Annotated in this window: 24 protein-coding genes; 18 read left to right on the forward strand and 6 right to left on the reverse strand. The window is 66.6% G+C overall.

Going from position 1 to position 24,403, the window contains the following annotated elements; all coding sequences use genetic code 11:
• Positions 1-41: 41 nt before the first annotated feature.
• From VHA82_RS18565 to VHA82_RS18580, 4 genes are all read right to left on the reverse strand, one after another.
• Entirely contained in the window at positions 42-845 is an 804-nt protein-coding gene (locus VHA82_RS18565; protein ID WP_325546517.1) for an SDR family NAD(P)-dependent oxidoreductase, read from the reverse strand.
• Entirely contained in the window at positions 842-1,243 is a 402-nt protein-coding gene (locus VHA82_RS18570; protein WP_325546519.1) for a YybH family protein, read from the reverse strand. Before VHA82_RS18570 ends, VHA82_RS18565 begins: the two co-directional genes overlap by 4 nt.
• A 2-nt stretch (positions 1,244-1,245) precedes the next feature.
• Positions 1,246-1,995: an SDR family oxidoreductase gene (locus VHA82_RS18575; RefSeq protein ID WP_325546521.1), complete on the reverse strand. Its 750-nt coding sequence runs from the start codon at positions 1,993-1,995 to the stop codon at positions 1,246-1,248.
• Between the two features lie 239 nt (positions 1,996-2,234).
• On the reverse strand, positions 2,235-3,221 hold the full coding sequence (locus VHA82_RS18580) for a LysR family transcriptional regulator (protein ID WP_325546523.1): 987 nt from the start codon (positions 3,219-3,221) through the stop codon (positions 2,235-2,237).
• Between the two features lie 113 nt (positions 3,222-3,334).
• On the opposite strand from VHA82_RS18580, the gene VHA82_RS18585 reads away from it, so the two are divergent.
• From VHA82_RS18585 to VHA82_RS18670, 18 genes are all read left to right on the forward strand, one after another.
• Positions 3,335-4,837 (forward strand): FAD-dependent monooxygenase, encoded by a 1,503-nt coding sequence (locus VHA82_RS18585; protein ID WP_325546525.1) that lies wholly within the window; start codon positions 3,335-3,337, stop codon positions 4,835-4,837.
• A 49-nt stretch (positions 4,838-4,886) separates the two neighbouring features.
• Complete coding sequence (locus VHA82_RS18590; protein WP_325546527.1) at positions 4,887-5,882, forward strand: alpha/beta hydrolase; 996 nt, start codon at positions 4,887-4,889, stop codon at positions 5,880-5,882.
• Positions 5,872-6,438 (forward strand): carboxymuconolactone decarboxylase family protein, encoded by a 567-nt coding sequence (locus VHA82_RS18595; protein ID WP_325546529.1) that lies wholly within the window; start codon positions 5,872-5,874, stop codon positions 6,436-6,438. Before VHA82_RS18590 ends, VHA82_RS18595 begins: the two co-directional genes overlap by 11 nt.
• Before the next feature lie 16 nt (positions 6,439-6,454).
• Positions 6,455-7,591 (forward strand): porin, encoded by a 1,137-nt coding sequence (locus tag VHA82_RS18600; RefSeq protein ID WP_325546531.1) that lies wholly within the window; start codon positions 6,455-6,457, stop codon positions 7,589-7,591.
• A 27-nt stretch (positions 7,592-7,618) separates the two neighbouring features.
• Positions 7,619-8,599, forward strand: a complete 981-nt coding sequence (locus VHA82_RS18605; protein ID WP_325546533.1) for a tripartite tricarboxylate transporter substrate binding protein — start codon at positions 7,619-7,621, stop codon at positions 8,597-8,599.
• A 7-nt stretch (positions 8,600-8,606) separates the two neighbouring features.
• Positions 8,607-9,575: a VOC family protein gene (locus VHA82_RS18610; protein WP_325546535.1), complete on the forward strand. Its 969-nt coding sequence runs from the start codon at positions 8,607-8,609 to the stop codon at positions 9,573-9,575.
• Positions 9,572-10,693 carry a nuclear transport factor 2 family protein gene (locus tag VHA82_RS18615; RefSeq protein ID WP_325546537.1) on the forward strand — a complete coding sequence of 374 codons (1,122 nt, stop codon included), beginning with the start codon at positions 9,572-9,574 and terminating at the stop codon, positions 10,691-10,693. Before VHA82_RS18610 ends, VHA82_RS18615 begins: the two co-directional genes overlap by 4 nt.
• A gap of 2 nt (positions 10,694-10,695) precedes the next feature.
• Positions 10,696-11,280 (forward strand): cupin domain-containing protein, encoded by a 585-nt coding sequence (locus VHA82_RS18620; protein WP_325546540.1) that lies wholly within the window; start codon positions 10,696-10,698, stop codon positions 11,278-11,280.
• Positions 11,277-12,113, forward strand: a complete 837-nt coding sequence (locus VHA82_RS18625; protein WP_325546911.1) for a fumarylacetoacetate hydrolase family protein — start codon at positions 11,277-11,279, stop codon at positions 12,111-12,113. The genes VHA82_RS18620 and VHA82_RS18625 overlap by 4 nt, the downstream gene beginning before the upstream one ends.
• Before the next feature lie 147 nt (positions 12,114-12,260).
• Entirely contained in the window at positions 12,261-13,388 is a 1,128-nt protein-coding gene (locus VHA82_RS18630; protein WP_325546542.1) for an ABC transporter substrate-binding protein, read from the forward strand.
• On the forward strand, positions 13,388-14,272 hold the full coding sequence (locus VHA82_RS18635; protein ID WP_325546912.1) for a TetR/AcrR family transcriptional regulator: 885 nt from the start codon (positions 13,388-13,390) through the stop codon (positions 14,270-14,272). The genes VHA82_RS18630 and VHA82_RS18635 overlap by 1 nt, the downstream gene beginning before the upstream one ends.
• Positions 14,269-15,207, forward strand: a complete 939-nt coding sequence (locus VHA82_RS18640; protein ID WP_325546544.1) for an ABC transporter substrate-binding protein — start codon at positions 14,269-14,271, stop codon at positions 15,205-15,207. Before VHA82_RS18635 ends, VHA82_RS18640 begins: the two co-directional genes overlap by 4 nt.
• 10 nt (positions 15,208-15,217) lie before the next feature.
• The gene (locus VHA82_RS18645; RefSeq protein ID WP_325546546.1) at positions 15,218-16,000 is read left to right on the forward strand and encodes an ABC transporter ATP-binding protein; all 783 of its coding nucleotides are present in this window, start codon (positions 15,218-15,220) and stop codon (positions 15,998-16,000) included.
• The gene (locus VHA82_RS18650; RefSeq protein WP_325546548.1) at positions 16,000-16,791 is read left to right on the forward strand and encodes an ABC transporter permease; all 792 of its coding nucleotides are present in this window, start codon (positions 16,000-16,002) and stop codon (positions 16,789-16,791) included. Before VHA82_RS18645 ends, VHA82_RS18650 begins: the two co-directional genes overlap by 1 nt.
• Positions 16,788-17,552: an ABC transporter permease gene (locus tag VHA82_RS18655; RefSeq protein WP_325546550.1), complete on the forward strand. Its 765-nt coding sequence runs from the start codon at positions 16,788-16,790 to the stop codon at positions 17,550-17,552. Before VHA82_RS18650 ends, VHA82_RS18655 begins: the two co-directional genes overlap by 4 nt.
• Before the next feature lie 19 nt (positions 17,553-17,571).
• Complete coding sequence (locus VHA82_RS18660) at positions 17,572-18,381, forward strand: cyclase family protein (protein WP_325546552.1); 810 nt, start codon at positions 17,572-17,574, stop codon at positions 18,379-18,381.
• 110 nt (positions 18,382-18,491) lie between these two features.
• Positions 18,492-19,805, forward strand: a complete 1,314-nt coding sequence (gene fahA / locus VHA82_RS18665; RefSeq protein ID WP_325546554.1) for a fumarylacetoacetase — start codon at positions 18,492-18,494, stop codon at positions 19,803-19,805.
• 208 nt (positions 19,806-20,013) lie between these two features.
• Positions 20,014-20,607: a MarR family winged helix-turn-helix transcriptional regulator gene (locus VHA82_RS18670; protein ID WP_325546556.1), complete on the forward strand. Its 594-nt coding sequence runs from the start codon at positions 20,014-20,016 to the stop codon at positions 20,605-20,607.
• 99 nt (positions 20,608-20,706) lie between these two features.
• Here VHA82_RS18670 and VHA82_RS18675 read toward each other — a convergent pair whose 3' ends face one another.
• Entirely contained in the window at positions 20,707-20,913 is a 207-nt protein-coding gene (locus VHA82_RS18675; RefSeq protein WP_325546559.1) for a dodecin, read from the reverse strand.
• A 28-nt stretch (positions 20,914-20,941) separates the two neighbouring features.
• Positions 20,942-24,403 (reverse strand): transglutaminase family protein, encoded by a 3,462-nt coding sequence (locus VHA82_RS18680; protein WP_325546561.1) that lies wholly within the window; start codon positions 24,401-24,403, stop codon positions 20,942-20,944.

The following is a 24,403-nucleotide window of genomic DNA, read 5'->3' on the forward strand; positions in this document are numbered from 1 at the left end:
TGCTGCAGTCGAGCGAGTGACCGCAGGGGTCGCCGCCGATGCTACGCGGGTGTCAGGATCGAGCCTCCGCACACCGAGATGCATTGACCCGTGACGAAGCTCGAGAGGTCCGTCACGAGGAACTCGACCACCTTCGCGCAGTCTTCCGGCTCACCGGCGCGGCCGAGGGGAATCCGCTCGATGTCCGCCGCGGTCCCGAGGTTGCGTTGTTGCGCGCTGTACTTCATTCGCGATGAATGAATGAGGCCGGGGGCGATGCAATTGGCGCGAATGCCGAAGGGGCCGAGCTCCATCGCGAGGTTGCGAGTGAAGTGCGTCACGGCCGCTTTCGCCGCACCATACATCGCGAAGCGGCCGCCGCGCACCACGTTGCGAGCCGCGGCGGAAGACACGTTGACGATCACGCCCGATCGCTGCGTCTTCATGTGCGGAATGACGGCCTGGCAGCAGAACACCGCGATCATGAGGTTCGCATCGAGTGTCGCGCGAATGTCTTCTTCCGGTATGGCGCAGGCGTGACTGCGTTCGATGGGTGTCAGCAAGCCTCCTGCGTTGTTCACGAGGATGTCGACGCGGCCCAGCTCGTTGACCGTCCGCTCGACGAGACGTTGCGCGTGCTCCCGGCGCGACAGGTCTGCCTCGAAGTCGATCGCTCGCCGGCCGAGCGCGAGAACCTCCTCGCGCACGGAAGGGGCGGTGAGTGTTTCCTCGTAGCGCGCCGCACCGTCCAGGTCGATGTCGGCAATGGCGATGTCCGCGCCGAGACGGGCGAGCCGCAACACATATGCCCTTCCGAGGCCGCGGGCGCCACCCGTGACAATGGCGACTTGTCCTTGAAGGCTCATGCGGGTTCCGTGGGTTGAGGTTCAGGCGGGCAGGGCGATGCGTGGTGGCTCGCGATCTTCCACTCGCCGGCAATTCGCACAAGTGCGAGAGTGAGCCGGTAGCGGGAGGGCAGGCCACCTTCTCGGCGAAACGAGAGGAAGCCCGCCGTCGAAATCACCGAGGCAGCGAGCACGCCCGAGCACTGTTGTTCGAAGTCGGCGCGCAGCACAACGGCGGGCAGGGAATCGAAGTAGTCGCGGATGGCGCGGCGACCGGCGGAAAGTGCGGGCTTGCCGCCGAACAGGAACGCGTCCTGCGTGTAGAGCGCCGCGAGCCGGTCCACGTCGCGCGCCTCGAAGGCCAATTTCCACTGTTGCAGCAGCTGCGAGACCGCGGCCGGGACGGGAGTGTTGTCCATCGCTAGCTCATGCTCTCCATTCCGGCGTCCACGCTGATCGCCTGGCCGGTGATGCACGCCCCGAAAGGACTCGCAAGGTACAGAGCCATGTTCGCGATGTCCTCAGCGGGCACCATGCGCCGAAGGCTCACCTTCGCGAGCGCGCGTGCCGCGTATTCGTCGACATCGACGCCTGCCTGTGCCGCCTTGGCAGCGAGGATGGTGCGCACGCGCGCCCCCTCGACGGCGCCGGGAAGAATCGCGTTGACGCGGATATCGTGGGGCCCCAGCTCGATGGCCAGCGAGCGTGTGAGGCCGATCACGCCCCACTTGCTTGCCGAGTAAGGCGTACGCAGGCTGAAGCCGAATTTGCCCGCGGCGGAACTGAGGTTGACGATGCAGCCGCGGCCGGATTCCTTCAGCGCCGCAACGGCCAATCGCACGGTGTGAAACTGGCTCGAGAGGTTGACGCGGAGCACCGTATCGAGATCGGCGGGCGCGATGGACTCTACCGCGGCCACGGGTCCCGCGATGCCGGTGTTGTTGACGAGCACATCCAGGCCACCGAGGCGACCGAGCGCCTCTGCCATGAAGCGCTCGACGTCTTCCACCTTGCCCATATCGGCGACACACCCCGCATGCCGGCTCGCCGAGAGGGCCTGCGCATCGATGTCGCTGATCTGCACCTGGGCGCCGCAGGCTGCGAACGCGTCTGCGATCGCAGCCCCGATGCCGGCAGCCGCTCCCGTCACGATGACGCGCACACCGGTCATGTCGACTGGGAGATGGAGAGTCGTGCGCGTGGACATGGAAATGATGCGAACATCGAATGTGGCGCCATGTGAAGGCACGGTCAATCCAGCCTTTGTCGTGCGGCGTGAGTTTTCCTGCGGCGCCGCGGTGTGGCGCCCCGTGCTGCTGCGCGCATGGACAAGCCCTGACCGGGGGATGGCCGCGTGGTCGTCCTAACCGAACCGTCCTTCATGGCGACATGCGATCGTCATGTCGCTTCTCACCCCTGACGATTGCCCGCCGTTCGTGTCGGCTTCCTTTTCGCGGGCCGGCGTCGCCGCGCCGCCCGCGACTGCTCGGCCGGCAGCGCAAGTGCCGCCTCTCGCAACAGGGATCGCAGCCAGGTGATCGCCGGATCGCGCTCCTGATGACGGTGCCATTGAACCTGCTCGATGAAGCGTGGAATCTTGATCGGACATCCGAGCACCCGCAAGGGAAAGCGCCGTGCCATCTGCAATGCCAGCCGGGTCGGCAAAGTCGCGATGCGCGCCGTTCCCACCAGAAGTTCGGGAACCAGCGTGAAGGATGGCGCAATCACATCCTGCCTGCGAGCGCGGCTGCCCGTTGCGATGAGGCGCGCGTCGATCGTGACGACGCGCCCGCTGCCCCACTCGACGCCCACGTGCGCCGACGCGAAGTAGCGGTTGGCGGTGAGTGATTCACGCTCGGAGAACTGTTGTGCGCACACCAGGCAGGAGAAACCGTCCTCGAACAGCGGCTCGGACGGGTGGCCTGGGACCATCGCGAATTCGGGCGAGATGAGCAACTCGATTTCGCCGCCTTCCAGGTGTTCGGATGTCTGCGGGCCGCGTGTGCGCAAGTCGAAAGTCATGAGCGGCGCGAGCTTGGCGGCGCGCCTCACCACGTCCGACAAGAGCACGCTGATCACATAGTCCGACGACTCGATCCTGAAGCGGCGAACCGACGTTGCCGGATCGAAGCTCGGCCGCGCCCGCGTGATGGCCTGCACTTGCAAAAGCACGTCGCGAACCGGCTTCACCAACTCCACGGCCAGGGGCGTGAGCACCTGGGTCTTGCCGACGGATTGCAGGAGTTCGTCGGCGAAGTACTCGCGCAATCGCCGCAGGGACAAGCTGGTGGCCGGTTGGCTCAGAAACAGCTTCTCCGCCGCGCGATTGACGCTGCGTGTCGCGAGCAATGTATCGAGCACGACCAGCAGGTTCAGGTCCAGTTTTTCGAAACGCATCGCACCTCCAGATATTTGCGCGGCAAATCCACGAAATTTGAACAATGAATTTTACAGATTGATCCGCAACGCCAATCATCGCAGCCAGCGTAGTGCGTGGCATGTGGAGACAAATGCAAAACTGGGATGTGATCGTCGCCGGCGGCGGCCCGTCGGGCTTGACCATGGCGGCCGAATTGGCCGGGTCGGGTGTGCGGACCCTGGTTCTGGAGCGCCGTACCGAAGGTGTCCAGTCCCGAGCGGGCACGCTGCTGCCTCGCCTGCTGGAGCTGTTCGACGCTCGCGGCATCGCCGAGCGCTTCATCGACAAGACGCGCGAGATCGCGCCCTACCCCTTCCGCCCGTCGCACATCTGGGCGGGATTTCATCCCATCGAGTGGCGCCATCTCGAGACCCGCTTCGGTTTCACGCTGGGCTTGCCGCAGAACTTCACCGAGGAAATCCTGTGGCAATGGGCGATCGATAGCGGCGCCGAAATCCGGCGCGGCGCCGAACTGACGTCGTTCCACCAGGACGGCGACGGCGTTCGTGTGGAGGTCGCCGATGCGGCCGGCCAGGCGTCCACCTTGAGCGCCCGCTACCTCGTCGGCGCCGACGGTGGCCGCAGCAGGGTGCGCAGCGTCGCGGGGTTCGCGTTCGAAGGCCACTCGGGCACTTTCCGCGGCATCGTGATCGATGCCGAGCTGGATGCGCCTTGGCCGGGCGGGCGCATCAACGTCGACAACGAAATGGGCTGGGTGCGCGGGTACGTCTTCGGAGACGGCATCACGCGCTTCAACATCGTTCATCGCGACCGGCGCCATGCGGCCAAGGACGAGCCCGTCACGCTGGAGGAGGCCCTGCAATGCATCCGCGACGTGCACGGCACCGACTACGGCATTCGCGGCGCACGCTGGATGTCACGCTTCGACGACCAGATGCGCGCGGTGCCGAATCTGCGCAAGGGCCGCGTGTTCCTGGTTGGCGAGTCGGCACGCATCCATTACCCGGCCAGCGGTGTCGGCATGAATTTCTGCCTGCAGGACGCTTTCAACCTGGGCTGGAAACTCGCCAACGTCGTGAACGGCCAGGCCGACGAAGCCACGCTCGACACCTACAACGCCGAGCGTCTGCCCGTGATGCAGGCGCTGCTCGCGAGCGTCCGGGCGCAATGCGCGCTGCAATTCAACTTCGACGCCGACGGCGTGGCGCTGAAGCGGCGAATGGCCAGGCACTTCATCCCGCTGCCCGACGTTCAGCGCAAGTTGGTGCTGGAGCTGTGCGGTCTGGAGGAGCCGTACCCCGCCGAGCCCGGCTGCCACCCGCTCACGGGGCAGCGCGTTCCCGATTTTGACTTCATCACGCTGCAAGGGCATCCGACGCGCGTCGCGCAAGCGCTGCGCGACCGCCGTTTCCTGCTGCTCGACCTGGAGGGCTACAGCGGCCAGTTTGCACAGGCCGACGTCTGCGGCCTGCCGGTGAACGTGATGCAGGCGCGCGTGGGCCGGCCCGCTGCATCCATGGCAAGCGTCAAGGCCCTGCTCGTGCGGCCCGATGCCTACGTGGCGTGGGCCAGTGACGAGGTCGCGCGGCCCGGCGAGGTCGAGGCGCAACTGGCCCGATGGCTCAAGAGGTGACGCCATGAGCCCGACACATCATGTCGTCGCGGCGGTCCCCGAGACGCCGATGGCCAACGCCGCCGCAACCAGTCCCCTCGACGGCGAGCTCGCCGCCATCGTCGATGCGATGCGCGCCGGCAATGCGCCGCCACCGTTTTCCGGAACGGCCGATCAGGCGCGCGAGCGCATGCGCCGCGCGGTGGTTGCGGCGCGCGAACGGTCGCAAAGGCCGGTCGTGGGCGCCATCGAAGACTCGATCGCCGCCCAGGACGGCCTGCGCATCCCGGTCCGCGTCTATCGTCCGGTGGGCGCCCCCGCAAAGTTGCCCACGGTAGTTTTCTTCCACGGTGGTGGCTTCGTGCTCGGCAGCGTCGATCTCGCGGACGACATTGCGCGAAAACTCTGCCGCGACGTCGAAGCCGTGGTTGTTTCCGTCGACTACCGGCTGGCGCCGGAACATCCGTTTCCGGCGGCGCACGACGACGCGCTTGCCGCCACCTTGTGGGTGCTGCGCAACGCGGGTGCGCTCGGCGGCGATCCCCTGCGCGTCGCGGTGGCCGGCGAGAGCTCCGGCGGCAACCTCGCCGCATCCACGGCCCTCACCCTGCGCGCGCGCGGCGAGCGCCTGGCCGCGCAATTGCTGGTGGTGCCCGGCGTCGACGTGGCGCGCGACGTGGACCGGATCGAAGCGCGGCGCAGCGACTTCCCGATGCTGTCGCCTGCCGACCTGCGTGACATCGCTCGCCTGTACATGGGCACCAACGCCGCACGTTCGGTCGCGTTTCCACCTTCGCCTTTGCGTGCGCGCGATTTCGCCGGACTGCCGCCCACGGTGATCGCACTCGCCGCTCATGACCCGCTGTGCGAAGAGGGCCTGGTGTACGCGGAGCTGCTGCGCGCCGCCGGCGTGCCGGTCGATGTCCGCTGTTTCGCCGACATGTTCCATCCCTTCCTGGGCTTCTTTCAGACCTGCGCCTCGGCGGCCCGTGCCAACGATGAAGTGTGTCGCGCGTTCGCCGACTGCCTGGCCGGCCATGCGCAAGGGAAATCGCATGCCGGTTGACCGCCTTCCTCCGCTGGCGCCCGAACGATGGACCGACGAGCAGCGCCGGTACGCGCAGGAAATCATCGCCGGCCCGCGCGGCGCGCTTGTGGCCCCTTTCGTGCCGCTGCTGCGCAGCCCGGAATTGATGGCCCACGCACAGCGCATGGGCGAGTACCTGCGCTACCGCAGCGCCATCGGCCAGCGCCTGTCGGAGCTCGCGATCCTCGTCACAGCCCGGCAGTGGGCGCAGCCGGTCGAATGGGCCATTCATGCGCCCATCGCCTTGCGCGAAGGCATCGGATGCGACACGGTGGATGCCATCGCGCAAGGCTGCCGGCCCACCGCAATGCGCGACGACGAGGCGCTGGTGCACGACTTCTGCGTCGAACTGCAGTGCCACCGCGGCGTGTCCGATGCCACCTGGGCCCGGGCCGTCGATCGTCTCGGCGACCAGGGCGTGATCGACCTGGTCGGCATCAACGGTTACTACACCTTTTTGGCCATGGTGATGAACGCGGCGCGCACCGCGCCACCACCCTCGACCTGCGCTTCCCTGCCCACCCTCTCACCTTGAACCCCGAGGAAAAACCATGAAGACAAGCACCCTGTTCGGAGCCACCCTTTGCACCTTTCTCGCCGCGGGCGCCCACGCGCAGTCCTCGGTCGCGATTTACGGTTTCGTCGACGTCGGCATCCGGCACGTGAACAACAGCGGCGTCGGCTCCATCACCTCCGAGGCGAGCGGCGGCTACCGGACGAGCCGCCTCGGGTTTCGCGGAACGGAGGACCTGGGCGGCGGGACGTTCGCCGGTTTCAAGCTCGAAGCGGCGGTCGGCGCCGACACCGGCACAGCCGGTTCGACCACCGTGGCCGGCCAATTCTTCAACCGCGGCTCTTATGTCGAGCTCGGCAACAAGTCCTACGGCACCGTGCGCCTGGGCTTGGACCTCAACCCAACCTATGTCACGTGGTTCGAGAACGACCCGTGGTACGGCATCGGCATGGGCAGCGCCGGCAACCTGTTCAACACCACGCAGAACGGCCCGCTGCGCTCGGTGTTCGGCCCGGTCAGCAACACCGAGACCACGACCTTCTATACGCGCAACATGGTGCAGTACTTCAGCCCGAACGTCGGCGGCTTCTTCGGCGTGGTGGCCTACGCGCCACGCGAAGGCGCCTTGAGCTCGGCCGGCGCGGCCCAGCAGGCTCACTTCAGGCTCGGCTACAACGCAGGCGGCCCCTTCAAGGCGGCGATTTCGCGCGCCACGTCGCATGCGCAAGTGGTCGCCGCGGGGCCGGTGAGCCTGGAGGTCGACACGGACGCCAACGCGAGCTATGACTTCGGACCTGTTAAATTGGCCGCAGCGTGGCGTCAATTCAAGGCCGACACCAGCAAGCAGAACAACTACTTCCTGGCCGCCACGATTCCCTTGCACTCGGGCAATCTGCAAGGCTGGTACGGCAGGAGCAAGATGTCCGGCACCGTTGCCGCCAACCTGGTGCCCGGCACTTCGGCAGGCTCCATCGACCGGGACGGCGCAGCGATGTGGGTTCTCGGCTACCAGTACTTCCTGTCCAAGCGCACCACGCTGTACACCACGGCCGCGCACCTTTCCAACCATGGCCACTCGTTTCTGTCGCTGCCAGGCGGCCCGGCGGTCACGATCGCGAACTTCGCCGGCCACACTTCCACCGGTTACGAAGTCGGCATCTCCCACGCCTTCTGACCCTCACCCCCGCTTCGGAGCAACACCATGCGCCACACCCATTTGTCACGCCGTTCGCTGCTCGCCTATGCTGCCGGACTCGCTTGCGCCAGTAGTGCCGCGCCGGCCCTGGCGGCGAAATACCCTGCGAAGCCGATCCGCGTCGTCGTCCCGTTCGGCGCGGGCGGCAGCCTCGACGTGATCTGCCGGTTATGGGGCGACCGCATCGCCAAGGCGACGGGCCAGTCCGTCGTTGTGGAGAACAGGGTTGGCGCCAGCTCGATCATCGGCACGCAGGCGGTGGCCACCGCACCGGCGGACGGCTACAACCTGCTGTACACCGGCGTTGCGATGTCGATCAACCCGCTCGTGTACGACAAATTGCCCTATAAGGCCGAGGACTTCGTGCCGGTCATCCGGATCTGCTCCGTGCCGTTCGTGTTCATCGTGTCGGCCAACTCGAAGATCAAGACACTGAAGGACCTTGTCGACATGGCAAAGGCCAAACCGGGCTCCCTCAGTTTCGGGCACTATGGCGTGGGGCAGCTTTCGCAGGTGGCACTGGTGATGCTGATGAACATGGCCGGCATTTCGTTGCTGCCGGTTCCTTACAAGAGCGCTTCGGCCGCCGTCACCGACCTCATCGGCGACCGGCTCGACGTGGCGATCGACGCCAGCACGACCGCGATCCCCTCGGTCCAGGCGGGACGTCTGCGCGCCCTGGCGATCACGGGACCGCAGCGCCTCGAAGGGCTGCCGGGCGTGCCCACTGTCTCGGAATCGTACCCCGGCTTCACCGGAAGTTCGTGGCAGGGCGTCTTCGCTCCGCGTGGCACGCCCGACGATGCGATCGCGACGTTGAACGCCTTGTCGCGCAAGATTGTCGAGGCGCCGGACTTCCGCGCGATGCTTCACGAGTCGGGCTTGCTGCCGGCCGGCGGAACGGTGGACGACTTCCGGAAATTCCTGGTTGCGGACGTCCGCTCGTGGGCCAAGGTCGTCAAGGACAACGGCATCAAGGCGGACTGACGCTCGCATGGACCACCCCGCCCACCTTGACCTGGCTGCGCGCCGGCCCGATGCGCTGGGCGTGCATTCGGTCGATCGCGTCGTCTTTGCGGTACCGGATCTGTCCGAGGCGCAGAGTTTCTATCGAGCCTTCGGGCTCGACACGCGCCGCCAGGGCGATCATCTGGATGTGTATACGGCCGGTGGCAGTCACTGCTGGATGTCGATCCACGAATCCGGCCCGCGCAAGCAGCTGCAATATCTGCGGCTGGGTGCCTTTGCCCAAGACCTCGAGGCGCTGCGCGAGGTCATCGCATCGCGCGGTATTGCCACCGAGGCGCATCCGCTCTCCGACGGCGAGGGGCTCTGGCTCAGAACCCCGGACGCCGTTGCGATCCAGATCGTCGCCGCACCCAAGGTGTCGCCTGGCGCGAAGACGCAGCCGCTGTCGCCGGCACCGGTGGCCGCGGGACGGCGCGCCGCGCCGGCCCGAAGCCGCGTGGCGCGGGTCAGGCCGCGAACGCTGTCGCACGTGCTGCTCTTCACTGCCGATGTCAGTCGCATGCTCGCGTTCTCGCGCGAGGTACTGGGCCTGCGGCTTTCGGACCATTCAGGCGACATCATCGCCTTCATGCATGGCGCGCACGGCAGCGACCACCATCTGATCGCGTTCGCGAAATCGGATGCGCCGGGCCTGCACCACACCAGCTGGGACGTGGGCAGCATCGACGAAGTCGGGCATGGCGCCGAGCAGATGCGCGCCGCCGGTTACGTGCAAGGGTGGGGCGTGGGTCGCCACGTGCTGGGCTCGAACTACTTCTACTATGTTCGCGACCCGTGGGGCAGCTACGCCGAATATTCCTTCGACATCGATTTCGTGCCGCACGACGTCGAGTGGCCGGCTGCCGATCACCGACCCGAGGATTCGCTCTACGTCTGGGGCCCCCCGCCCCCGGACAACTTCACCACGAACTACGAGCCGCCGGTCGCTGCATGAACCCGATGAACCCGATGAACCCGATGCTCGAGCAATACCTGGTGAAGCGGGAGATCCTCGACCTGCTCTGCGCCCGCGCGCGCGGCGCCGATCGCTACGACCCCGCGCTGATGAAGGCCTGCCATCCTGCGGACGGCACCGACAACCATGGGACCTACCAGGGCCCGATGCACGGCTTCATCGACAGCCTCGAAACCGCTCGGCGAAGCGGCCCCGAGTGCTTCGGCAAATTGCACGTCATCGGCAACGCGCTCTTCGAGTTCCGCGCCAATGGCGACGTGTTCGTCGAGAGCTATCACGTCGCGCATGAAACGTATGCGCAGGGCGACGGCCGGGTCTTCTTTCACATCGGAGGGCGCTACCTCGACACCATTCGCAAGCACGGCGGCCGCTGGCTGATCCAGCATCGCGACATCGTCTACGACTGGTCGCGCGTGATGCCGGCGACGCGGCCGTACTGGAATCCGGCAACGCAGCCGCCCGACCTCCTCGGCCGCCGCACGGCCGAAGACCCGCTCTATGCCGCCGGCGGCGCGACGCGCGGCCGCCTGCCGGCGAGGACCGCGCCCGATTCAATTCAGAAGGACGACGCAACCATGGATGCCATCCAGCAACTGCTCGCCAAGCAGGCGATCGCGGAGGTGCTTTACCGGCGCGCCCGCGCGGGCGACCGCTCGGACGCCGAGCTCGCGCTCAGCTGCTACCACCCCGGTGCCACCGAGCGGCACGGCGAATTCGACGGGCTCGCGAGCGAATTCATCGACGTCGTGTCGTTCACACGCCCGAAGCCCGGCTCGCCGATCAAAGGGATGATGCACTTCATCACCAATGTGCAGTGCGAATTCAGCGATGCCGACCACGCCTTCGTGGAGTCGTATCACGTGGCCTGGTGCCAGATGACCGACGGCATCGACGCGACCATCGGCGGGCGCTATCTGGACCGGTTCGAGCAGCGCGAGGGGCGCTGGGCCATCGTGCACCGCGACGTCATCTTCGACTTCAGCCGAATGGATCCGGAGACTTCCAAGTTCTGGGACAGGTACCCGGCCGCGCCGTTCCTGCGCGGCAAGCGCGGCGCCGAGGACCCGCTCTACGCCTACATCCACCGGGGTCCTTGACCATGGCGAACGCTTCTTTTCCCGCGATTCACCGCGTAGTCACCGGCCATGATGCCCATGGCAAGGCGATCGTGTCATCGGACGGACCGTTGCCGAAGGTCGTTGAACTCTCGGCCATTCCCGGCACGCTGTTCCACGAGGTGTGGAGCACGACGGGCAGCCCTGCGCCGATCGACAACGGACCCGATCCCACGCTTGGCGAGTTGACGCTCGCACCTGCCAGGCAGGGCACCCGCTTTCGATTTGTCGACATACCTCCGGACACGCCTGAATTCCTTGCACACGGCGCGAAAAAGGTCGGCGCGGCATTCGCACAAACCGGCGATGCCCACGCTTCCACGGTCAAAGCCGATTCGCCACATCCATTGATGCATCGAACGCAATCGGTCGACTATGGCGTTGTGATCGAGGGCGAAGTGACGCTGGTCCTCGACGATTCGGAAGTGCAATTGGCGGCAGGAAGCGTGGTGGTGCAGCGAGGCACGAACCACGCCTGGGCCAATCGCTCGGGCCGTCCGTGCCGGATGTTGTTCGTGCTCATCGGCGGCGTCTGGGATCCGGCCATCGCCAAGGAAATTCTCGAATGAAGTTATTACGTCACGGCCCGGTGGGCCAGGAAAAGCCCGGTGCACTCGATGCCGCCGGCCAGGCCCGCGACCTCTCGCTGCTGGTGCCGGATTTCACGCCCGACTGGCTCGCGCCGGCCAAGCTGCAAGCCTTGTCCGCGATCGACCTGTCGCGTATGCCGCGCGTGCCCGAAGGAACGCGACTCGGCGCGCCGGTTGCCGGCGTGCGCCAATTCGTCGCCATCGGATTGAACTACCGCAAGCACGCGCAGGAGGCCGGGATGGAGATCCCGCGAGAGCCGGTCGTGTTCAACAAGGCGCTCACGTCCATCGCGGGGCCCAACGATGACGTCCAGCTGCCTCCAGGTTCCGAGGCAGGCGACTGGGAGATCGAACTTGCGGTGATCATCGGAACCGAGGCGCGAAGCATCTCGACTTCCGATGCGCTGGGCCATGTGGCCGGCTATTGCCTGGCCAACGACGTGTCGGAGCGCGATTGGCAGATCAAGCGAAACGGCCAGTGGGGCAAGGGCAAGAGCTTCGATGGCTTCGGCCCGCTCGGCCCTTGGCTCGTGACCTGCGACGAGCTGCCGGATCCGCAGAACATTGCGCTCGAGCTTGCGGTCAATGGCCGAATGCGGCAATCGAGCAGCACGGCGGACATGATCTTCCCGGTGGCCCAGATCGTCTCGTATCTGAGCGAGTTCATGACGTTGCTTCCTGGCGACGTGGTCATCACCGGAACACCCGCGGGCGTCGCCCTGGGCATGAAGCCGCCGCAATTCCTGCGCCGCGGCGATGTGATGACGCTCAGCGCGGGCCCATTGGGCACGCAACGCCAGCAAGTCATTTGAGCAGGGCTGCCCGCAGCCCGTTCGATCCAAGTTCAGTTTGCCGCGGACCCCACGGGGCTTCGCGCCTGCGGCGCTAGCCTGGTCTTTCGCCCGTGTCGGGCCGTCGCGACGGTAGCCCGACCGAGCACGCCCGAAGAGGAGACAACGATGTTCAAAGACCGAGTATTCCGCGCGGCGTTGTTGCTGCTGCTCTGCATTGCCGGCCAAGGTGCATGCGCCGACATCGTCGTCGGACAGGTGGCGCCATTGTCGGGACTGGATGTCAACCAGGGCCGCGCGTATTCGGCGGGAATGCAGGCGTATTTCGATCTGGTGAACCGCAGCGGCGGCATCCACGGTCGGTCGATTGCCCTGGTTGTCCGCGACGACGCCGGGCGCGCCGATGAAACAGTCGCCGCCACGCGCAAGCTCCTTGCCGAATCGAAACCCGTCGTGCTCGCCGGCTACTTCGGCGCGCGCAATCTTGCCGAACTCGCCAAGTCCGGGCTGCTCGAGACGGATCGGATCGCACTGGTGGGATATCGCACGTCCGAGGTGCAGCCGGACTCCGCGCTCCTCTACAACGTGCGCGCGGGACTGAAGGACGAGCTGGAGAAGATCGCCGAGCACCTGGGAACCGTCGCCGTGACGAGACTCGCGCTGCTTTACGAGGAAGGCCCCGGGAGCGCCGAGATGATCGCGGCCATGGAGGACGCGGTCGCGCGAAACAAGAGCCGGCTCGTCGCGACGGCAGGCTACGAGGCGGGCTCGACTCGGGTGTCGGCCGCCGTCACCAAGTTCATGGCGGCGAATCCGCAGGCGGTGGTGGTGGTGGCTTCGGGCTCGGCGGCCGCGGCGTTTATCGAGCAGTACCGCACCGCCGGTGGCAGCGCGATGCTGTTCGCGAATTCCGCCGCCGATGTCGAGCAGTTGTCCAGGCGACTGGGCGATGAGCAGTTGCAAGGCGTCGCGATCGCGCAGGTCACGCCCAGTCCCTATCGAGTCTCCAGCCGTATCGCGAAGGAACTCGTGGATCTCGCGGCGAAGAACCCCGATCTCACACAGCACATGAGCTTCGCGACCATCGAGGGATTCATCGCAGCCAAGGTCATCGTCGAAGCGATGCGCAGAGCCGGATCGCGCACTTTGACACGAGAAGCGTTCATCTCGGGCCTCAACTCATTGGATCGGCTGGACCTTGGAGGCTACGCCGTGAGCTACCGCGGAGGCAATCGCACCGGTTCGCGCTTCGTCGAACTGTCGATCGTGAGCAGCACGGGCCGGATTCGCCAGTGATGCTGCAATGCTGTCGTGCATCCGCTGTCGCGGCGCATGCGCACCTCGTCGCAGACGGCGATGACCTCGAGGCGCGCCCGGGGCATCGAGTGGCCGAGGGTTTGTACGAGTGTCTACCATTGTTAGACGAGTGTCTAATAGGCGACATGAAAGACCTTGATGCGCGGGCCGCGCCCCTCGAGACGACTTCGAGGCGGCGCCGCGCCGCCGAGCCGGCCGAGTCGCAACCCAACCGCAAGCAGGCGATCCTGCTCGCGGCTGAAAAGCTCTTTGCCAAGCGTGGCTATCACGCGGTGTCGATGCGCGATATCGCGCAGGAAGCGCACGTGCAGGTGGCCTTGGTGGGCTACTACTTCGGGCTGAAGCACGAGCTGTTCTACGCGATCTTCGAGCACTGGAATCGTGCCATCGAAGAACGGCTGGCGGCATTGCGCGCGGTCTCGCACGACCCGGCCGATCCCCAATCGCTCACCCGAATCATCAAGGCATTCACGGACCCGGTGATCAAGCTGCGGGCCAGTCCGGAGGGCGAATACTACGCACTGCTGGTGGCGCGCGAACTGAGGCAGGAGTCGCAGGAGACCGATCGCGTGCTGCGCTCGTTCTTCGACCCGATGGCGCACGCGTTCATCGACGCTTTGCAAGAGGCCCTGCCGCACGCCACGCGCGGCGAGGTCGCCTGGGTATACCAGTTCGCGGTCGGTGCGTTGTTGCACCACCTGAGCGACATCCGCGTGGAGCGGCTGTCGCGCGGCGAAAACAGGCGGGCCGACTCGGGCGCCGCCGACAAGCTGGTTTCTTTCATCGTCGGTGGCATCCGCGCCTCGCTGCCGCCGCCTGAGCGTTCCCGCTCGCGCGCACCATCCAAGAGGAGACAACCATGAAACGTCGGATCGTTCTTTCCGGTTTCGCCGCCGCATCCGCGGCATCGATCCTGCCTGCCTGGAGCCAGACCCCGAAGATCGTTTTCGGCTACACCGCCGTAAGCGACTTCGCCTCGGTGTTCGTGGCCCGTGAGGAAGGCATCTTCGCTCGCCACGGGATCGACGTGGAGCCCAAGTTCATTCCGCTCAATCCTTCCATCCCCGCGGCCATCCAGTCCGATTCGCTGCAGATGGGCGGCCCTACGCCCTCGGTCTACCTGCAGGCAGTGGACGGCGGCCTGGACCACGTGGTCGTGGGCGGCGGCGGCATGACTTCAAGCCGGATGACCGGCGCCGGCTTCGTCGCACGGTCCGGCACCGGCATCCACTCGGCCCATGGTTGCGTCGGCAGGAAGATCGGCGTCCCGGGTCTGGGCGCCTACCTTCATGTGACGTTCAGGGCCTGGCTCATGAGCGCCCGCGTGAACCCCGATGAAGTCAACTTCGTCGAGGCTTCGTTTCCGCAGCATGGCGACTTGCTGCGCAGCGGCTCGCTGGACGGCGTCGTTACCGCGGACCCCTTCATGGGCCGCATCGTCGACAGCGGCATCGGCTACGTCGCGGCCTACTACACGACGTTCCTGCCGGAAGGCAACCCCACCATCCTGTACACCGCGCGGCGTGACTGGGCAAACAGGAACAAGGATGCGGTCAAGGCCTTCCAGGAATCCATCGTCGAGGCGGCAGCCTTCATGAACCATCAGAAGAACAACGCCAAGGTGCGCGAAGACATCGGCAAATACATCAAGCTGCCACCCGACGTGCTGGCCAAGGCCCAGATCAGTCCGCCCGCTCCGCTCATCAACGAGAAGCAGCTCACGTACTGGGTGGAGGTCATGAAGGCGCAGAAGATGCTCAAGACCACGCCCCAGGTAGCGCAACTGATCGTCAAGTAGCCGGTGGGCGATGGACTTGCTCTTGCCCGTCAATCTGCTGTGCTTCGACCAGGTGGCCATCCGCCTCGGTGGGCGCGAGATTCTTTCGCCCACGAGCCTGGAAGTGGCCAAGGGCGAGTTCGTCTGCATCATCGGGCCCTCGGGCTGCGGCAAGACCACCTTGCTGCGCGCGGCGGCCGGCTTCGTCACGCCCGGCTCGGGCGCAGTGCTGCGCCATGGGCAGCCCGTGAAAGGGCCCTCGCGAGAAGTGGCGTTCGTGTTCCAGGACTACGGTCGCGCGTTGCTGCCATGGCGTACGGTGGAAGGCAATGTGGGCCTTGCGCTGGAAGCCGCCGGCGTGCCGGCGGCGCAACGCCCGCAGCGCATCCGGCGCGTGCTGGAGACCGTGGGCCTTGGCGCTCATGCAACGAGATTTCCCGCGCAACTGTCCGGAGGCATGCAGCAGCGCGTGCAAATCGCGCGCTGCCTCGCGCAGGAGCCGGAGCTCATGATGATGGACGAGCCCTTCGGCGCTCTCGACGCCATGACGCGCCAAAGCCTGCAGGACGAACTGGCGCGGCTGGTCCGGGACAACGGCCTTACCGTCGTGTTCGTCACGCACGATCTGGAAGAAGCCATCTACCTTGGCGATCGGGTGATCGCGTTGCGTACCAACCCCACTGCCGGCAAGCCCAGCGTGGCGGCGGTGATCGAGGTGAACATTCCGCATCCACGCGACCAGCTCTCGACCCGGGAACATCCCGAGTTCCTGCGCCTGCGGCGCGAACTCTATCAATACCTGGGGCATGACTGATGCGGGTATCGAAGCTGCTTCGTGCTCTCGTGTTCCCTGCGGCGTTGCTGGCGGCGCTGGAGGTTTACACGCGCACGGCAGGCGCCGCCAGCGATGCTTTGGCGCCGCCGAGCGCCGCGGCACGGGCGCTTGCCGCTGCTTTTTTCTCGACCGGTGAAAGTTCGCTGTGGCAGGCCACGGCATTCACTTTGGGGTCCGCCGCGCTGGGGCTGCTACTGGGTGCGGCACTGGGTATCGGACTCGGAATCCTGCTGGGACTGTCGCGCCGCGCCGCGCACATGAGTTTCCTGTCGGTGGAAGTGCTGCGGCCTGTTCCTTCGGTCGCGCTGATCCCATTGGCCATGCTCGTATTCGGCTTTGGCCTGCGGATGGAAGTCAGTGTCGTTGCCTTCGCAACATTCTGGCCGATGCTGATCCTCGCACAAGCGGCGGCTTCGCAGGTCGAGCCGGCGCTGCTGGAGGTCGCGCGCGGCCTGGGCCTCACACCATTGCAGCGCGCCGCGAAGATCGTTTTGCCGGCCATGGTGCCGCGCCTGTTTGTCGCACTGCGGCTCGGCGTCGCGATTGCGCTGGTGGTGGCGGTGACCGTGGAGATCGCCGCCAATCCGAACGGCATGGGCTACGCCATCATGATCGCGCAGCAAAGCATGGAGCCGGCGCTGATGCTCGCCTGGCTGTTCTGGATCGGTGTGGTCGGCTATGCCATCAACGCCGGCGCGATGCGGCTGCAGCGATGGGCCGGGCAACGCATGGGCGTGCCGGCCGCGGCGGATGCAAGGATCGTCGAATGAGGCCCGGCGCCCGCTGGATCGCGGCGCTCGAGTCGGGCACCATGCTGCTCGTGCTCGCAGGCCTGTGGTGGCTCGCAAGCCACCAGGAGTGGGTCGGCAAGGTGTTCCTGCCCACGCCCGAGGCCACCTTCCGCAGCCTGGCCGAGGGCATCGTCGACGGCAAGCTCGCGGCATTCACTGCGGCGACCGTACAGCGCATGGTGCTCGGATGGCTCATGGCGTCGTTCGCCGGCATCGCGCTTGGCGCGCTGATCGGCATCTCGGCTGGCGCTCGCGTCTGGATTCAGCCAACGCTCGAATTCGTCCGGCCGCTGCCGGCCTCCGCCGTCTTGCCCCTGGCCATCTCGATCTTCGGCCTGAGCCCGGGCATGGTGTTGTCCGTGGTGGCGTTCGGCGCGATGTGGCCGGTGCTGCTGGCCACCGTGCACGGCTTCGCGTCGATCGAGCCGCGGCTGCGCGAAGTGTGTGCCGCGCTGGAAGTCTCCCGCGCGGACTTCATCTGGAAAGTCGGCCTGCCCAGTGCGATGCCCGACATCCTGGCGGGCATGCGCCTGTCGATGACCGTGTCGCTGATCGTCGCGGTGGTCGGCGAGATGATCGCCTCGCAGGCAGGGCTGGGGCAGGCCATCCTGCTTGCCGCGCGGTCGTTTCGCGCGAGCGAACTGTTTGCCGGCATCGCCTTGCTCGGCCTCATCGGCTTCGCCAGCAACGCGCTGCTTGCCGCCGCGGAAAAGAAGCTGTTGATCTGGCAGAAACCTTGAACGCCCAGGAGTTCCCGCAATGCCTCGCAAATTCGTCGACCTGTCCATCTTCCTCGAGAACGACGTGCTGTCGGACCCACCGGCCTTCGCGCCGAAGATCCAGTACTTCACCCATGAAGACAGCTTTGAGCAGATCGAGCCATTCTTTCCCGGCCTGAAGAAGGAAGACCTTCCCGATGGCGAAGGCTGGGCGGCGGAGCTCGTGAACCTCTCCACGCACAACGGCACGCACCTGGATGCGCCTTACCACTTCCACAGCACCATGAACAAGGCGCTGGGTCACCAGGAGCGCTCCATCGCGATCCATGAGGTGCCGCTCGAGTGGTGCTTCCAGCCCGGCGTGAAGCTGGACTTCCGTCATTTCCCCGACGGCTATGTCGTGACCGCCAGGGACGTCGAGGCAGAGCTGGAGCGCATTCACCACACCCTCGAACCGCTGGAGATCGTCGCGGTGAACACTCGCGCCGGATCGCGCTACGGGCACCCCGATTTCGTGTCGGCCGGTTGCGGCATGGGCTACGAAGCGACGATGTACCTGCTCGAACGCGGCGTGCGCCTGACCGGCACGGACGCGTGGAGCTGGGATGCGCCCTTCGTGCACACGGCGAAGAAATACGGCGAGACGGGCGATGCGTCGCTGATCTGGGAAGGTCACAAGGCAGGTCGCGACATCGGCTATTGCCACCTCGAGAAGATGCACAACCTCGAAGCGCTGCCGCCCGACGGCTTCTACATCTCGTGTTTCCCGCACAAGATTCGCGGCGCTTCGGCCGGCTGGACGCGCGCCGTCGCGATCTTCGACGATGCGCTGATGGCGACCGTGCCATGAGCCCCTAGGGGCGCAGCGCCCCGCCGCTTCGTTTTCCCCGCATCTTCGCAAGCGGCCTCGAGCCGTTGCTGCGAAGCAGCTTCGCCAACGCTTGCCTGGAGATACCTGCCATGTTGAACGAAACGCATGCTCCCGACCTGACCAGCTGGGTGCCGTCGGCCAATCGGCCCGACTGCGACTTCCCGCTGCAGAACCTGCCCCATGGCGTGTTCCGCCGCCGCGGCACACGCGAAGCCTTTCGCGGTGGCGTGGCCATCGGCGATCAAGTCCTCGACATGGCGATGGCTCACGCCACGGGCATCTTCGAGGGTGAGGCCGCCCGCGCGGCCCATCATGCGGGTGCGCCGGCGCTCAATGACCTGATGGCGCTCGGGACAACGTCCTGGCGCGCGCTGCGGCTGGCGCTGTCGCGCGCGCTGCGAGAGGACGGTGGCGATGCCAAGGCACTGCGCCCGTGCCTCGTGCCGCAAACCGACGTCGAGCACACGGTGCCGTCGCGGATCGGCGACTACACCGACTTCTACACCTCGATCGACCATGCGCGCAACGTCATGAGGATCGTGCGACCGGACGAGCCGATCTCCGCCAACTTCCAGTGGATGCCGATCGCCTATCACGGGCGGGCTTCCAGCATCGGCGTGAGCGGCCAGAGCTATCGTCGCCCCATGGGACAGGCCATGCCGCCGGGCGCCACGGCGCCGGTCCACGGTCCTTGCGCGCGGCTGGACTACGAGCTGGAACTCGGCATCTTCGTCGGCCCCGGCAACAGGCAGGGCGAGCCGGTCGCGCTGGCGGATGCCGAGCGGCATCTCTTCGGCGTCTGCCTGCTCAATGACTGGTCGGCCCGCGACATTCAGTTCTGGGAACTGGTCCCGCTCGGACCTTTCCTCGGCAAGAATTTCTGCACGACGATCTCGCCGTGGATCGTGACGATGGAGGCGCTCGCCCCGTTCCGCCATGCATGGAATCGTGCCGCAGACGAACCGCAACCGCTTGCCTACCTGGAGTCGGCCGACAACCGGGCGCAGGGCGCGATCGACATCCGCCTGGAAGCATGGCTCGACACCGGGAAAAGCCGGGCCGGGCACGCTGGCCCGACGCGACTGTCGCACACCAGCTTCAGGCATCAGTATTGGACGCCGGCCCAAATGCTGACGCACCACACCATGGGCGGTTGCAATCTGCAAAGCGGCGACTTGCTGGGCAGCGGCACCATCTCCGGCCCGGGCCCGGGGGAGGCAGGCGCGATGATCGAGCTGACATTGGCCGGGCGCAAGCCACTCGTGCTGGCCAACGGCGAAGAGCGCGGCTTCCTGCAGGACGGCGATGCGGTCACGTTGCGCGGCTGGTGCGAAGCGCCGGGCCGCGCGCGCATCGGTTTCGGCGAATGCCGCGGCACGGTCCTGCCGGCGCTGGCGCGCTGATCGAAATCTACCAGGCCGTTGCGCGTCGGCATTGCGAGGCAGAAGCAGTGCGGCGCCTGAACGACCTGCTGCCGATGTTCGAGGGCTGGCTGCCACCCGGTGCTCTGACGCGTCTTGGCGAGCCGATCGCCAGATGATGAGGCGCCGAAAGGCGCGCCTGACAGGCTGGTCACAGACTGTCCGGCAACAGACACTAAAATGACGCCCGATGCAAAAGAAAGAACCTGCGTTCCAGCGCGGCCAGCTTGTTCTGCCCCCTTCCTGGAAGGAGCGGCAGAAGAAGACCTACCCGAATCTTTCGCCGGCGATCTTCGATGCGTTCTTCGCTTTGCGCCGCACTTCCCAGCGGGTCGACAACATGTACGCGAGCTGGCTTGCCGGCACGGGCCTCACGCCCGCGAAGATCGCGTTGCTGATGCTGATGTGGGCAGCCAATGACGAAGCGGTGAGCTTCTCCAGCCTGGGCTCCCATCTTTCAGTGGGCAGGGCAACGATTTCCGGCCTGGTCGATGGCCTGGTGAGGGATGGGTTTCTCAATCGCAGGGAGGACCCCGTGGACCGCCGCAACTCCCTGGCCGAGCTGAGCGCATCGGGCCGCAAGCGACTGAGGTCGATCATGGACGACCACTCGCGGCGATTGACCGCAGCCTTCGGCAAGATCGATCCGCACGAGCTCGAAGCGTTGACGCATCTGCTGAATCACTTCGCAAACGCCGCGGAGGCGGGTGATTTGCCCGTTGCGAAGCCGGCCCCGCGAAGGCGGGAATCCAAGGCGTCCTCGCTTTCCGCGGCAGGCCGGTGATCGCGGAGAGCCTCCCCCCACCCGGCTCACCGAAGGGCGTGCCTCAGGCCAACCGCACCCGGCTCGTGGGGCGTCGTCCGTGCGCGAGCCGCTCGCGCCTCACTCCAGCGTGAACCCGACCTTCACCGTCACCTGCCAGTAGGCGACCTTGCCGTCGGCGACGTAGCCGCGCGTTTCCACCACGTTGAACCAGTGGATGTTGCGCACGGTCTCGCTCGCCTTCGCGATGGCGTTGTTCACGGCGTCCTCGATGCCGTTGGCCGACGAGCCGGTGAGTTCGATGTGCTTGTAGACGTGGCTGGACATGGTCGTGTGCTCCTTGCCAGCCCATCATCTAACCCTGAGGCGGCTTGCGCAAGTCGAGCGTGAACGGAAACTCCCGGCTTCCCGCCACCCCGATCGTCGCGGGCGGCACCCGCAGCGTCCCCGGCGTGTGCCCGAGCGGCAGGAACCGCGCGAGCCGGCGGCTTTCGGCCTCGTAGGCATTCACCGGGAAGGTCACGTAGTTGCGCCCGCCCGGATGCGCCACGTGATAGCGGCAGCCGCCGAGCGACCGGTTCATCCAAGTGTCCACCACGTCGAACGTGAGCGGCGCATGCACGCCGATCGTCGGGTGCAGCGCCGACGCGGGCCGCCACGCGCGGTAGCGCACACCCGCCACATACTCCCCCACGGTCCCCGCCGGCTGCAGCGGCAACGCCCGGCCGTTCACGGTGACGGCGTAGCGGCTCTCGTTCATGCCGGTCACGCGCACTTCGATGCGTTCCAGCGACGAATCGACGTAGCGCACCGTGCCGCCGGTCGCGCCTTCCTCGCCCATCACATGCCACGGCTCCAGCGCGTTGCGCAGCGTGAGTTCCATGCCCATCAGCTCGATGTGGCCCGCCACGGGGAAGCGGAACTCGAAATGCGGCGCGAACCACGCACGATCGAACGCGAAGCCCGCCTGTGCCATTTCATCCAGCACGTCGTGCAGGTCCATCTGCACGAAAAAGGGCAGCATCCAGCGGTCGTGCAGTTCGGTGCCCCAGCGCGTCGCGGGCGCCTTGTAAGGCTCGTTCCAGAACCGCGCGACGAGGGCGCGCATCAAAAGCTGCTGCACCACGCTCATGCGCGCATGCGGCGGCATCTCGAAGGCGCGCAGCTCCAGGAGGCCGAGACGGCCCGTCGCGGAATCGGGCGAATAGAGCTTGTCGATGCAGAACTCGCTTCGGTGCGTGTTGCCGGTGACGTCGACGAGCACGTTGCGAAGCATCCGGTCGACGAGCCACGGCGGCATGTCCGCGCCGTGGATGCGCCGGTTGCGCTCGATCTCCCTCAGCGCGATCTCGAGTTCCAGCAACTGGTCGTTGCGCGCTTCGTCCACGCGAGGCGCCTGCGACGTGGGCCCGATGAAGAGCCCCGAGAAGAGGTACGAGAGGCTCGGGTGGTTGTGCCAGTAGAGCAGGAGGCTCGCGAGCAGCTCGGGCTTGCGCAGGAAAGGCGAATCCGCGGGCGTCGCGCCGCCGAGCACGAAGTGGTTGCCGCCGCCCGTGCCGGTGTGGCGGCCGTCGGTCATGAACTTCTCGGCGGAAAGCCGGCTTTCGAACGCGGCCTGGTACAGAAACTCGGTGTGGTCGACGAGTTCGCCCCAGTTGTGCGCGGGGTGGATGTTGACTTCGATCACGCCGGGGTCGGGCGTGACCTGCAGCATCTTCAGGCGCGGATCGCGCGGAGGCGGATAGCCCTCGAGCACGATCTTCACGCCGAGGTCTTGCGCGGTGGCTTCGACGGCCGCGACCAGTTCGAGGTAATCCTCCAGGCGCGCGAGCGGAGGCATGAAGACGTAGAGCGCCGCGCCGGCTGCGCCGTGCTCGCGCTCGGCGCGCGGGCCGTTGGAGCGCTGCGGGTCGCGTGCTTCGACGCAGAGGGCGGTGCGGGTGATCCCGTGGGCGGATTGGAAGCGGGTGGGGCCCCTCACCCCCGCCCTCTCCCCAGAGGGGAGAGGGAGTTCATCCGGGGCTCCCTCTCCCGCCGGCGGGAGAGGGTTGGGGTGAGGGTAGGGGCGCGCCTCGACCCGCCCCTGCATCACATACCTCGCGCTCATCTCCCGCGCCGCCGGCAGCGACGGCCGCTGCACCATCGGGTCCTGCTCGTGCAGATACGGGTAGTCCTCCTTGCTCACCCACGGCAGCGATTCGAGGGGCAGGCGATAGCCCATCGGCGAATCCCCCGGGATCAGGTACATGCGGTCGTCGCGGAAGAACCAGGGTCCGGTGCTCCACGTCGGCCCCGCGAGCGCCGGCCCGGCGTTCGCCTGCAGCGGCATCACGTAGCCGACGACCGAATCGAGCTTCTGCTCGAACACGCGCCGCAGCCGCTGCCGCTCCATCTCGTCGTCCAGCCGCGAATCGAACGGGTCCACGTTCACCGGCAGCTTGCGTTCGCGCCACAGGTAGTAGAAGACGTCCTCGTAGCCGGGCTGGATGAACCGGTCCGTGATGTTGAGCCGCCCCGCGAGCCCCCGGATGAAGCGTTCCGCGTCCTCGCTCGTGTACCGCGTGGCCTCGCGCTCGTCGGCGAAGAGCGCCGGATTGCGCCAGCACGGCTCGCCGTCGGCGCGCCAGAAGATCGAAAGCGCCCAGCGCGGCAACTGCTCGCCCGGATACCACTTGCCCTGGCCGAAATGCAGGAAGCCGTTGGCGCCGTATTCGGCGCGCAGCTTGTGCACGAGCTCCGTCGCGCAGCCGCGCTTGGTGGGGCCGAGCGCATCCGTGTTCCACTCCGGCGCATCGCGGTTGTCGACCGCGACGAAGGTCGGCTCGCCCCCCATCGTGAGCCGCACGTCTCCCGCGTCGAGCGCGCGGTCGACCGCGGCGCCCAGCGCCAGCACGCTCGACCACTGCTCCTCGGTGTAGGGCCGGGTCACGCGCGGCGACTCGAAGATGCGCGTCACCTCCATGCGATGCGAGAACTCGGCTTCGCTTTCGTCCACGAGCCCCTCGATGGGCGCGGCGCCCGAAGGCTGCGGCGTGCAGGCGAGCGGGATGTGGCCTTCGCCCGCAAGCAGCCCGGAAGTCGGATCGAGTCCGATCCAGCCCGCGCCCGGCAGGTAGACCTCGCACCAGGCGTGCAGGTCGGTGAAGTCCACCTCGGCGCCGCTCGGGCCTTCCAGCGATTTCACGTCCGGCTTCAGCTGGATCAGGTAGCCCGACACGAAGCGCGCCGCGAGCCCCAGGCGGCGCAGCAGCTGCACGAGCAGCCACCCCGTGTCGCGGCAGGACCCGCTCGCGTTGCGCAACGTCTCCTCGGGCGTCTGCACGCCCGGCTCCATGCGGATCAGATAGCGAACGTCGCGCTGCAGCCGCTGGTTCAGATCGACCAGGAAGTCGATCGTCGCGCGCGGCGCGCGATCGACCTTCTCCAGATACGCCTTCACGAGCGGGGTGAGCGGCTCCAGCGCGAGGTAGGGCGCGAGTTCCTGCGCCACGAGCGGTTCGTATTCGAACGGGAACTTCTCGGCCTTCGGTTCGAGAAAGAAGTCGAAGGGGTTGTACACGGCCATCTCGACCACGAGGTCGACTGTCACCGTGAACTCGCGCGTCGTCTCCGGGAACACGAACCGTGCCTGGTAGTTGGCGAACGGGTCCTGCTGCCAGTTGACGAAGTGGTTCGCGGGCTCGACGCGCAGCGAATACGAAATCACCTTGCTGCGGCAGTGCGGCGCCGGTCGCAGGCGCACGACCTGCGGGCCGAGCTGCACGGGGCGGTCGTAGCGGTAATGGGAGACGTGGTTCAGCGCGGCATGGATCGACAT

Origin of the sequence: Ramlibacter sp. (genome assembly GCF_035548915.1) — a bacterium.
Classification (GTDB): Bacteria; Pseudomonadota; Gammaproteobacteria; order Burkholderiales; family Burkholderiaceae_C; genus Ramlibacter.

Bases quoted from the DNA above. Each gene is read 5' to 3' on its own strand.
- VHA82_RS18575 (WP_325546521.1), bottom strand. From the start codon at position 1,995: ATGACCGGTGTGCGCGTCATCGTGACGGGAGCGGCTGCCGGCATCGGG.
- VHA82_RS18620 (WP_325546540.1), top strand. From the start codon at position 10,696: ATGGCGAACGCTTCTTTTCCCGCGATTCACCGCGTAGTCACCGGCCAT.
- VHA82_RS18600 (WP_325546531.1), top strand. From the start codon at position 6,455: ATGAAGACAAGCACCCTGTTCGGAGCCACCCTTTGCACCTTTCTCGCC.
- VHA82_RS18680 (WP_325546561.1), bottom strand. From the start codon at position 24,403: ATGTCGATCCATGCCGCGCTGAACCACGTCTCCCATTACCGCTACGAC.
- VHA82_RS18660 (WP_325546552.1), top strand. From the start codon at position 17,572: ATGCCTCGCAAATTCGTCGACCTGTCCATCTTCCTCGAGAACGACGTG.
- VHA82_RS18645 (WP_325546546.1), top strand. From the start codon at position 15,218: ATGGACTTGCTCTTGCCCGTCAATCTGCTGTGCTTCGACCAGGTGGCC.
- VHA82_RS18625 (WP_325546911.1), top strand. From the start codon at position 11,277: ATGAAGTTATTACGTCACGGCCCGGTGGGCCAGGAAAAGCCCGGTGCA.
- VHA82_RS18590 (WP_325546527.1), top strand. From the start codon at position 4,887: ATGGCCAACGCCGCCGCAACCAGTCCCCTCGACGGCGAGCTCGCCGCC.
- VHA82_RS18630 (WP_325546542.1), top strand. From the start codon at position 12,261: ATGTTCAAAGACCGAGTATTCCGCGCGGCGTTGTTGCTGCTGCTCTGC.
- VHA82_RS18640 (WP_325546544.1), top strand. From the start codon at position 14,269: ATGAAACGTCGGATCGTTCTTTCCGGTTTCGCCGCCGCATCCGCGGCA.
- fahA (WP_325546554.1), top strand. From the start codon at position 18,492: ATGTTGAACGAAACGCATGCTCCCGACCTGACCAGCTGGGTGCCGTCG.
- VHA82_RS18595 (WP_325546529.1), top strand. From the start codon at position 5,872: ATGCCGGTTGACCGCCTTCCTCCGCTGGCGCCCGAACGATGGACCGAC.
- VHA82_RS18570 (WP_325546519.1), bottom strand. From the start codon at position 1,243: ATGGACAACACTCCCGTCCCGGCCGCGGTCTCGCAGCTGCTGCAACAG.
- VHA82_RS18585 (WP_325546525.1), top strand. From the start codon at position 3,335: ATGCAAAACTGGGATGTGATCGTCGCCGGCGGCGGCCCGTCGGGCTTG.
- VHA82_RS18615 (WP_325546537.1), top strand. From the start codon at position 9,572: ATGAACCCGATGAACCCGATGAACCCGATGCTCGAGCAATACCTGGTG.
- VHA82_RS18565 (WP_325546517.1), bottom strand. From the start codon at position 845: ATGAGCCTTCAAGGACAAGTCGCCATTGTCACGGGTGGCGCCCGCGGC.
- VHA82_RS18670 (WP_325546556.1), top strand. From the start codon at position 20,014: ATGCAAAAGAAAGAACCTGCGTTCCAGCGCGGCCAGCTTGTTCTGCCC.
- VHA82_RS18655 (WP_325546550.1), top strand. From the start codon at position 16,788: ATGAGGCCCGGCGCCCGCTGGATCGCGGCGCTCGAGTCGGGCACCATG.
- VHA82_RS18675 (WP_325546559.1), bottom strand. From the start codon at position 20,913: ATGTCCAGCCACGTCTACAAGCACATCGAACTCACCGGCTCGTCGGCC.
- VHA82_RS18610 (WP_325546535.1), top strand. From the start codon at position 8,607: ATGGACCACCCCGCCCACCTTGACCTGGCTGCGCGCCGGCCCGATGCG.
- VHA82_RS18635 (WP_325546912.1), top strand. From the start codon at position 13,388: ATGCTGCAATGCTGTCGTGCATCCGCTGTCGCGGCGCATGCGCACCTC.
- VHA82_RS18650 (WP_325546548.1), top strand. From the start codon at position 16,000: ATGCGGGTATCGAAGCTGCTTCGTGCTCTCGTGTTCCCTGCGGCGTTG.
- VHA82_RS18580 (WP_325546523.1), bottom strand. From the start codon at position 3,221: ATGCGTTTCGAAAAACTGGACCTGAACCTGCTGGTCGTGCTCGATACA.
- VHA82_RS18605 (WP_325546533.1), top strand. From the start codon at position 7,619: ATGCGCCACACCCATTTGTCACGCCGTTCGCTGCTCGCCTATGCTGCC.